The sequence below is a fragment of the Streptococcus infantis genome, assembly GCF_000963255.1.
Taxonomy (GTDB): domain Bacteria; phylum Bacillota; class Bacilli; order Lactobacillales; family Streptococcaceae; genus Streptococcus; species Streptococcus nidrosiense.
On sequence record NZ_JYOV01000003.1, the window covers coordinates 190221 to 198836 of the forward strand.

Annotated in this window: 7 protein-coding genes, 1 tRNA gene and 1 rRNA gene; all 9 read left to right on the forward strand. The window is 42.6% G+C overall.

What is annotated here, in order from left to right; genetic code table 11:
• Positions 1–19 precede the first annotated feature (19 nt).
• Entirely contained in the window at positions 20–1399 is a 1380-nt protein-coding gene (locus TZ96_RS01650; protein ID WP_045762638.1) for a TrkH family potassium uptake protein, read from the forward strand.
• A 13-nt stretch (positions 1400–1412) separates the two neighbouring features.
• The gene (locus TZ96_RS01655; RefSeq protein ID WP_045762625.1) at positions 1413–2078 is read left to right on the forward strand and encodes a potassium channel family protein; all 666 of its coding nucleotides are present in this window, start codon (positions 1413–1415) and stop codon (positions 2076–2078) included.
• A 157-nt stretch (positions 2079–2235) separates the two neighbouring features.
• Positions 2236–4017: a YSIRK signal domain/LPXTG anchor domain surface protein gene (locus TZ96_RS01660; RefSeq protein ID WP_045762626.1), complete on the forward strand. Its 1782-nt coding sequence runs from the start codon at positions 2236–2238 to the stop codon at positions 4015–4017.
• 124 nt (positions 4018–4141) lie between these two features.
• Positions 4142–4840, forward strand: coding sequence for a response regulator transcription factor (locus tag TZ96_RS01665; protein ID WP_000520650.1), 699 nt, complete (start codon positions 4142–4144; stop codon positions 4838–4840).
• On the forward strand, positions 4837–5889 hold the full coding sequence (locus TZ96_RS01670; RefSeq protein ID WP_045762627.1) for a sensor histidine kinase: 1053 nt from the start codon (positions 4837–4839) through the stop codon (positions 5887–5889). Before TZ96_RS01665 ends, TZ96_RS01670 begins: the two co-directional genes overlap by 4 nt.
• Positions 5890–6084: 195 nt before the next feature.
• Positions 6085–6696: a 30S ribosomal protein S4 gene (gene rpsD, locus TZ96_RS01675; protein ID WP_000092756.1), complete on the forward strand. Its 612-nt coding sequence runs from the start codon at positions 6085–6087 to the stop codon at positions 6694–6696.
• Positions 6697–6901: 205 nt separating this feature from the next.
• Positions 6902–7360, forward strand: a complete 459-nt coding sequence (locus TZ96_RS01680) for a sigma-70 family RNA polymerase sigma factor (protein WP_045762628.1) — start codon at positions 6902–6904, stop codon at positions 7358–7360.
• A 79-nt stretch (positions 7361–7439) separates the two neighbouring features.
• Positions 7440–7511: transfer RNA gene (locus tag TZ96_RS01685), tRNA-Glu, on the forward strand.
• A 242-nt stretch (positions 7512–7753) separates the two neighbouring features.
• A 16S ribosomal RNA gene (locus TZ96_RS01690) occupies positions 7754–8616 on the forward strand; the annotation flags it as partial.

An 8616-nucleotide genomic window follows, 5' to 3' on the forward strand; every position in this document is an offset into this window, starting at 1 on the left:
TTTGTGGTACAATGTAGCTATGTTATTAAAATTAATTGTTGAAAAAATAAATACCACTTTGGGGCGTTTATCACCTGCTCGGCGAATCTTTTTAAGCTTTGCTTTGGTTATTTTTCTAGGTTCCCTCCTGTTGAGTCTACCACTCGTACAAGCTCCAACATCTCATGCCGGTTATTTTGATCATTTGTTTACAGCTGTATCCATGGTCTGTGTGACAGGACTGTTTACCTTACCTGTCGCTTCTACCTACAATGTTTGGGGGCAGCTGATTTGTATGGTCTTGATTCAGATTGGTGGTTTGGGGCTCATGACCTTTATAGGAGTCTTCTATATTCAAAGCAAGCAAAAGCTAAGTCTTCGAGGTCGTGAAACGATTCTGGAGAGTTTTAGTTTTGAAGAAACTCAGTCTTTGAAGGATTTCCTACGTTCCATCTTTTTGACGACTTTTTTAGTAGAAGGTTTAGGAGCCTTTCTACTGAGTTTTCGTTTTGTCCCCGAGTTTGGTTGGGGCCGAGGAATTTTTACTTCCATTTTCGTAGCAATTTCAGCTTTCTGTAATGCTGGATTTGATAATTTTGGAAGTACAAGTTTAGTAGCTTTTCAAACTGATCCTTTGATTAATTTAGTGATAGCAGGCTTGATTATTACGGGTGGTCTAGGTTTCATGGTTTGGTTCGACTTGGCTACCCAATTAGGAAAGAAGAAAAAGCGTCGTCTACGTTTCCATACTAAGCTAGTCCTCTTCTTAACAGCGGGGATTTTATTTGCTGGAACAGTTTCAACCCTCTTGATAGAGTGGAACAATTCGGGAACGATTGGCAATCTCAGCTTCCCAGATAAATTGCTGGTTAGTTTCTTCCAAACTGTCAGCATGCGGACGGCAGGATTTGCGTCTATTGATTTTACTCAGGCTAGTCCTGTTACCTTGATGATCTATATTTTGCAGATGTTTCTGGGTGGGGCACCTGGCGGTACAGCAGGGGGACTAAAAATCACAACCTTCTTTGTCTTGTTGGTATTCGCACGCAGTGAACTTTTAGGGTTACCTCATGCCAATGTAGCACAGAGAACGATTGAACCTCGGACAGTCCAAAAATCATTCAGTGTCTTCATTATTTTTTTATTGACTTTTCTGGTTGGCTTGATTTTACTAGGAATAACAGCAGAAGGGAATCCGAAATTTATCTATCTGATGTTTGAAACAATTTCAGCGCTTGCCACGGTTGGAGTAACTGCTAATTTGACACCAGAATTAGGCAAATTAGCTCTCAGCATTGTCATGCTACTGATGTTTATCGGACGAATTGGACCTCTGACGCTATTAGTCAGTTTGGCTGAGTATCGGCCAGATAAGAAAGATATGATTCACTATATGAAAGCAGATATAACCATAGGATAAGAAAGGATAAACTATGTCAGATCGGACAATCGGAATTTTAGGTTTGGGTATTTTTGGGAGTAGTGTTCTCGCCGCTCTTGCTAAGCATGATGTAAATATCATAGCCATTGATGACCATGAGGAACGAATCAATCAATTTGAACCAGTCTTGGCGCGTGGCGTTGTTGGTGACATCACAGATGAGGACCTCTTGCTATCAGCCGGGATTGATACTTGTGATACAGTAGTCGTCGCAACTGGTGAAAATCTAGAGTCTAGTGTTCTTGCAGTCATGCATTGCAAGAGTCTGGGTGTACCGACTGTTATTGCTAAGGTAAAAAGCCATACAGCAAAAAAAGTCCTTGAAAAAATAGGTGCAGACTCAGTCATTTCACCAGAGTATGAGATGGGTCGTTCGTTGGCACAGACGATTCTCTTTAATAACAGTGTAGATGTCTTTCAGTTAGACAAGAATGTCTCAATTGTAGAAATGAAAGTTCCTGTATCGTGGGTAGGAAAGAGCCTTAGCCAATTAAATCTTAGAGGACGGTACAATCTCAATATCCTCGGTTTCCGTGACTACGAAAATGCTCCCTTAGATGTTCAGTTTGGACCAAATGACTTATTAAAATCGGATACCTATATCATGGCGGTTATTAATAACCAATATTTGGATACCCTAGCAAGCCTCAGTGAGTAGAAGAGGAATGACTATTCTTTTTTTCAACGACTATTGAGTCAATATAAGTATTTTATAAGAGGGATTTAAGAAAAATTTTAACTTTTTCTTAATCCTTTTTAATTTTAGGAGATTATACTAGAGTCATCAAATAAAGAAAAACTCTAAGGAGAATCCTATGAAATTCAATCCAAATCAAAGATATACTCGTTGGTCTATTCGCCGTCTTAGTGTCGGTGTTGCCTCAGTTGTTGTGGCCAGTGGCTTCTTTGTTCTGGTTGGTCAACCAAGTTCGGTGCGTGCCGATGTAGTCAATCCGACCCCTGCCCAAGTCTTGCCAGATGCAGATGCGGTGAGTGCAAAGAGCGATTTACCAGTAGAGCTACTCAAAGAAGCAGTTGATACAGCTCTTCCTTCAGAACAGGCAGACTCAACATCTAAAGCAAGCTTGGATACTACAAGCTCTTCAGAAAAAGTGGATGTTGCTGATAAAGAGCAAGTAGTAGCGCCAAAAGAAGAAGTGCAAGCAAAGCCAGAATCTAAGAAACAAACAGAAGATGCGGTTAAACCTTCGACAAATCCTGCGCCTATAGTTTCTGGACAAGACCGCGAAGCCAGTGAAGCGCAACCAGCGACCACTCCAGCTGAAGTGCAAAAAGGCGTAGCCGACAATACCAAAGATACAGTGGACGTCCCAGCTACATACTTGGACAAAGCCAACTTCCCAGGGCCATTCACAGCTGGTGTCAACCAAGTCATTCCATACGAGTTCTTCGCTGGTGACGGCATGTTGACTCGCCTTATCTTGAAAGCTTCTGACAAGGCCCCATGGTCAGACAACGGATCAGCTAAAAATCCTGCTCTTCCACCAGTAGAAAAATTGGGCAAAGGCCTCTACTTCTATGAAGTAGATTTGGCTGGCACTCAAGGTAAATCAGATAAAGAGCTTCTTGATTTCTTGAAACAAAATGGCACTCAAAGTTACAAGGCAACTATCAAAGTGTACGGTGCGAAGGATGGTAAGGCCGATTTGACAAATCTCGTAGCGACTAAGGATTTGGATGTCAATTTGAATGGCTTAACTACTCCAGCTGAAGTTCAAAAAGGTGTGGCCGACAATACCAAAGACACAGTAGATGTACCAGCTACTTACTTGGATAAAGCCAACTTCCCAGGGCCATTCACAGCCGGTGTCAATCAAGTTATTCCATATGAATTCTTCGCAGGTGACGGTATGTTGACCCGCCTCATCTTGAAAGCATCTGATAAGGCCCCATGGTCAGACAACGGTTCAGCTAAAAATCCTGCTCTTCCACCAGTAGAGAAATTGGGCAAAGGCCTCTACTTCTATGAAGTGGATTTGGCCGGCACTCAAGGTAAATCAGATAAAGAGCTTCTTGATTTCTTGAAACAAAACGGCACTCAAAGTTATAAAGCTACTATTAAAGTGTATGGTGCAAAAGATGGCAAGGCTGACTTGAGCAATCTTGTAGCGACTAAGGATTTGACAGTGAACCTGAATGGACATCGTTCTCTTATTCCGATGCAGTCAGGTTTCGTTCCATCTTCTAATGGTTCAGCTATGCCGACTCCAATGATGAATAGTCATCAAGATGCGTCTAATATGAAATCTCAAATGCCAGCTGCTAGCCAGGATAAGATGATGCCTAACAAAGAGCGAGACAAAACCGTGAATGTTAGTCAGCTAATGGCAACCCCAAGTATGAAGCAAGACCAAACTCCAGCAGCCTCAAGCAAAATGTCTGATGAAGGCAAGATGGCATCTAATAATAAGGTATCAAGTCCAATGATGGCTGATCAAATGAAAGAGCAAAAAGACATGCTTCCATATACTGGTGAAGCCCAAACCTCAATGGCTACTCTTGGTTTCTTTGGACTCGCCTTGGCCGGACTGCTAGGTGGACTTGGTTTGAAAGCTAAAAAAGAGGAAAATGACTAGTCTAGCTACAGACTTTCTATCTATGATTTGAAAAATCCAGATAGCGATTAGAATGTTCGTAAAGCGATTAAAATAGTGTTATACTATTGTGGTATAGCACTGTTTTTTTTCAAAGGAGAGACAGATGGGAAAGACCATTTTACTCGTTGACGACGAGGTAGAAATCACAGATATTCATCAACGCTATCTGGTTCAGGCAGGATATCAGGTTTTGGTGGCTCATGATGGAGTAGAGGCTTTAGAAATCTTCAAGCGAAAACCGATTGATTTGATCATTACAGATATCATGATGCCTCGGATGGATGGTTATGATTTGATTAGCGAAGTTCAGTATCAATCTCCAGATCAGCCTTTTCTCTTTATAACGGCTAAGACCAGTGAGCAGGACAAGATTTATGGCCTAAGCTTGGGTGCAGACGACTTTATTGCCAAGCCCTTTAGTCCTCGTGAGCTGGTTTTGCGTGTCCACAATATCTTGCGTCGCCTTCATCGTGGAGGTGAGACAGAAGTCGTCAGTCTCGGGGATTTACGGATGAATCACGGTAGCCATGAGGTCCAAGTCGGAGATGTGGCGCTTGATTTGACAGTCAAATCCTTCGAACTTCTATGGCTTTTAGCCAGCAATCCAGAGCGGGTTTTCTCTAAGACAGACCTCTATGAAAAGGTCTGGCAAGAAGACTATGTGGATGATACCAATACCTTGAATGTTCATATTCATGCTCTTAGACAGGAGTTGGCTAAACATGCCAGTGCAGAAACGCCCACTATCAAAACTGTCTGGGGCTTGGGCTACAAAATTGAGAAAGCACGAGGTAGTCAATGAAATTAAAAAGTTATATTCTAGTAGGTTATATCATTTCAACACTCCTAACGATTATCGTAGTTTTTTGGGCAGTCCAGCGAATGTTAATTGACGAAAGAGAGATTTATTTCCTAGTGGGTATGACTCTCATAGCAAGTTTTGTCGGTGCTGGGATTAGTCTCTTTCTCCTATCACCAGTCTTTACTTCATTGGACAAACTCAAGGAACATGCTAAGCGAGTAGCGGACAAGGATTTTCCTTCAAATCTTGAGGTTCAAGGGCCTCTGGAATTTCAGCAGTTAGGGCAAGCTTTCAATGAAATGTCACATGATTTGCAAGCAACCTTTGATTCCTTGGAAGAAAGCGAACGAGAAAAGGGCTTGATGATTGCCCAGCTTTCGCATGATATCAAGACTCCTATCACTTCGATCCAAGCGACGGTAGAAGGGATTTTGGACGGGGTTATCAAGGAAGGAGAACAAGCCCATTATCTAGCAACCATTGGACGCCAGACAGAACGGCTTAATAAACTGGTTGAAGAGTTGAATTTTTTGACTCTAAACACAGCTAGAAATCAGGAGGAGACAACTAACAAAGATAGTATTTTTCTGGATCAACTTTTGATTGAGTGCATGAGTGAGTTTCAATTTTTGATTGAGCAGGAGGAGCGAGATGTCCACTTACAGGTAATTCCTGAGTCTGCTCGAATTGAAGGAGATTATGCCAAACTTTCTCGTATCTTGGTGAATCTGGTCAATAACGCTTTTAAATACTCTGCTCCAGGAACCAAGTTGGAGGTAGTAGCTAAGCTGAAAAAGAACCAGCTTTCAATCAGTGTGACCGATGAGGGGCAGGGAATTGCCCCAGAGAATTTGGAAAATATTTTCAAGCGCCTTTATCGTGTCGAAACTTCGCGCAATATGAAAACAGGTGGTCATGGCTTAGGTCTTGCGATTGCGCGTGAATTAGCCCATCAATTAGGTGGAGAAATCACAGTTACCAGCCAGTACGGCCTAGGAAGCACCTTTACCCTCCTTCTCAAACTTTCTAGTAGTGAAAATAAAGCTTAACCCCCCCTTTACAAATCCCCCCATTCATGGTAAAATGGATTTTGTGTGAAATATCAGCAGGAAAGCATGAAGCTCGTCAACAGGTGTCTTATAATAAGTAACCTTGGCTGTTTAGGCGAAGGGCATCTGCACGAATCAGGGCTTTCTAAGTGACTATTTCCACCGAAATATTATTTATATCAGGAGGACATTCACATGTCACGTTATACAGGACCATCTTGGAAACAAGCTCGTCGCCTTGGCCTTTCACTTACAGGTACAGGTAAAGAATTGGCACGTCGTAACTACGTACCAGGACAACACGGACCAAACAACCGTTCTAAATTGTCAGAATACGGTTTGCAATTGGCTGAAAAACAAAAACTTCGTTTCACTTACGGTGTAGGTGAAAAACAATTCCGTAACTTGTTCGTACAAGCTACAAAAATCAAAGGCGGAATCCTAGGTTTCAACTTCATGCTTCTTTTGGAACGTCGTTTGGATAACGTTGTTTACCGTCTTGGTCTTGCGACTACTCGTCGTCAAGCTCGTCAATTCGTAAACCACGGCCACATCCTTGTTGACGGAAAACGCGTTGATATCCCATCATACCGTGTAACTCCAGGTCAAGTGATCTCAGTTCGTGAAAAATCATTGAAAGTTCCAGCTATCCTTGAAGCAGTAGAAGCAACTCTTGGACGTCCAGCATTCGTATCATTCGATGCTGAAAAATTGGAAGGTTCATTGACTCGCTTGCCAGAACGCGATGAAATCAACCCAGAAATCAACGAAGCACTTGTCGTTGAATTCTACAACAAAATGCTTTAATTTTAAGATTTGTTTTACAAAAAGCCTACAACAGTGGGCTTTTTGCTTTGTCTGAAAATTAGACTTTGAAAAACTAGCAAGTTTTATGTGAATTACAAACTCATAATCAATAACATTACAGACATGAAAAAACACAAGATAGGAACGACGGCCCCTCTTTCCCCCTTTCTCTGCTATACTACAAGCAGAGAAAGGGGGAAAGCAAATGCTTGAAAAGTATTATGAGAAGGTAAAAGGAATTGTTCATAAATGTAGAAAAGATTATTATCTCCACCTGTGGGAGAAGGAGGATTGGGACCAAGAAGGACTGATTTGTCTTCATGAACTTCTAGAACACCATCCAGAACTAGTGGAAGAGGAAAAGAAACTCTACGTCTACTTCAAAACAAAATTTCGCAATCGAATCCTTGATAGCGTCAGAAAACAAGAGAGTCAAAAGCGTCGCCTAGACCGGATGGCCTACGAAGAAGTAGGGGAGATTAGCCATCGCCTACCAGAAGGAGGATTGTGGTTGGATGATTACTACGCCCTTCATGAATTGTTGGATAGTTATAGAAGAAAATTACCACAAGATAAGCAAGAAGCTTATGAACGCCTCTGGTCAGATGAACGTTTCAAGGGTCGCAAAGCCATGCTGAAAGAGTTAAAGGAAGTAATTCAGTAGAATTGAAAAAAAGTTACAAAAAGGTGTTGACAAAGTAAGAAAAGTCGGTATAATAGTAAGAGTTGAAAATAACAACTCTGGTCCGTTGGTCAAGGGGTTAAGACACCGCCTTTTCACGGCGGTAACACGGGTTCGAATCCCGTACGGACTATAGTATGTTACAGATGAAACACTAGATGAAAAAAATTAAAAAAAGTTTCAAAAAAGTGTTGACAAGCGAAAGCAGCTGTGATATACTAATATAGTTGTCACTTGAGAGAAGTGAGTGACAAAGACCTTTGAAAACTGAACAAGACGAACCAATGTGCAGGGCACTACAACTAAGGTTGTAGTACTGAACAATGAAAAAAACAATAAATCTGTCAGTGACAGAAATGAGTGAGAACTCAAACTTTTAATGAGAGTTTGATCCTGGCTCAGGACGAACGCTGGCGGCGTGCCTAATACATGCAAGTAGAACGCTGAAGGAGGAGCTTGCTTCTCCGGATGAGTTGCGAACGGGTGAGTAACGCGTAGGTAACCTGCCTGGTAGCGGGGGATAACTATTGGAAACGATAGCTAATACCGCATAACAGTAGATATTGCATGATATCTGCTTGAAAGGTGCAATTGCATCACTACCAGATGGACCTGCGTTGTATTAGCTAGTTGGTGGGGTAACGGCTCACCAAGGCGACGATACATAGCCGACCTGAGAGGGTGATCGGCCACACTGGGACTGAGACACGGCCCAGACTCCTACGGGAGGCAGCAGTAGGGAATCTTCGGCAATGGACGGAAGTCTGACCGAGCAACGCCGCGTGAGTGAAGAAGGTTTTCGGATCGTAAAGCTCTGTTGTAAGAGAAGAACGAGTGTGAGAGTGGAAAGTTCACACTGTGACGGTATCTTACCAGAAAGGGACGGCTAACTACGTGCCAGCAGCCGCGGTAATACGTAGGTCCCGAGCGTTGTCCGGATTTATTGGGCGTAAAGCGAGCGCAGGCGGTTAGATAAGTCTGAAGTTAAAGGCTGTGGCTTAACCATAGTACGCTTTGGAAACTGTTTAACTTGAGTGCAAGAGGGGAGAGTGGAATTCCATGTGTAGCGGTGAAATGCGTAGATATATGGAGGAACACCGGTGGCGAAAGCGGCTCTCTGGCTTGTAACTGACGCTGAGGCTCGAAAGCGTGGGGAGCAAACAGGATTAGATACCCTGGTAGTCCACGCCGTAAACGATGAGTGCTAGGTGTTAGACCCTTTCCGGGGTTTAGTGCCG

Excerpts from the sequence above, each read along its gene's own strand:
- TZ96_RS01680 (WP_045762628.1), top strand. The coding sequence starts at position 6,902 with ATGCTTGAAAAGTATTATGAGAAGGTAAAAGGAATTGTTCATAAATGT.
- TZ96_RS01670 (WP_045762627.1), top strand. The coding sequence starts at position 4,837 with ATGAAATTAAAAAGTTATATTCTAGTAGGTTATATCATTTCAACACTC.
- rpsD (WP_000092756.1), top strand. The coding sequence starts at position 6,085 with ATGTCACGTTATACAGGACCATCTTGGAAACAAGCTCGTCGCCTTGGC.
- TZ96_RS01650 (WP_045762638.1), top strand. The coding sequence starts at position 20 with ATGTTATTAAAATTAATTGTTGAAAAAATAAATACCACTTTGGGGCGT.
- TZ96_RS01660 (WP_045762626.1), top strand. The coding sequence starts at position 2,236 with ATGAAATTCAATCCAAATCAAAGATATACTCGTTGGTCTATTCGCCGT.
- TZ96_RS01665 (WP_000520650.1), top strand. The coding sequence starts at position 4,142 with ATGGGAAAGACCATTTTACTCGTTGACGACGAGGTAGAAATCACAGAT.
- TZ96_RS01655 (WP_045762625.1), top strand. The coding sequence starts at position 1,413 with ATGTCAGATCGGACAATCGGAATTTTAGGTTTGGGTATTTTTGGGAGT.